General features: G+C 40.5%; 1 protein-coding gene. It reads right to left on the bottom strand.

Annotated features, from left to right (window positions below):
• The coding region (locus AB4653_RS26660; RefSeq protein ID WP_372105737.1) for a histidine ammonia-lyase at window positions 1-832 on the bottom strand (832 nt) is incomplete at both ends.

Below are 832 nucleotides of genomic sequence, written 5' to 3'. Positions count from 1 at the left end.
TTGTTTCACCACTTGCAATTTTACCAATTGCCGTAAAACCTTTTGGTTGGTTTGCGTCTTTCAGCTCGTTCGGGTATTTACCGTTAGCAGGGTTTACTTTGTATTCATAAACTAACCCCAAAAATGCACCAGGGTTGAGGTTCTTTTTGATAGTGTGGGTATAGTCTAACTTGCCGTTTGAAATCTCATCGCCTTCGTCATTAATGCTCGTACCATTATCGGCCAGACATTTACTCGGAGTGCCATCAATACGATCTGAACCTAATTGTCCGTTACCGTAATTACATTCGTTATATTTTAGGTAACCTAGAGCTTGTGTACCGGTTCCTATTTTCTTATTAACAAGAGTCTTGAAGCCTTCGTAGCTCTTAGTTAACTCGGCACCTACGGCTGTATTGTTGTCACCATCAACGTAGTAATCGAAAACTTGCATAAGCTTTTGATATGTCGTGGTACTTAGTGTTTCATCCATCCCCGATCTTGTAGTGTAAATCAATTCTAAGCCATTGATATTAGGGCTGCTCGCATAGATGTTTTGTGCAAGTGCAATAATGAACTTACCGTGGGCTGTTGATGGATTTGGCTCTTCTTCGGAAATGCCAATGAGTATTTTTTTCTGGCTAAACTGTTTTCTTACATCATCATGAGCCCATTTAAGCAAATTTTCGACTTGCAGTTTTACGGCATCTTGCTGAACTTGAGTAATGTTTGGACCAATCGGCAGAATGTAAATACCTTTTTCAAAAGCACAGTTTGGCACTTCAGCTGCTGTTGAACAGTTTTTAATGCTGGTATAGGTCGCGACTTTCGTTAGCGTTGGAGTCGTTGGAGT

Origin of the sequence: Vibrio sp. 10N.222.48.A3, from assembly GCF_041475345.1 — a bacterium.
Classification (GTDB): domain Bacteria; phylum Pseudomonadota; class Gammaproteobacteria; order Enterobacterales; family Vibrionaceae; genus Vibrio; species Vibrio tasmaniensis_A.
Note: the sequence above shows the minus strand (reverse complement) of the source record. Positions and strands in the feature narration are given on the sequence as shown.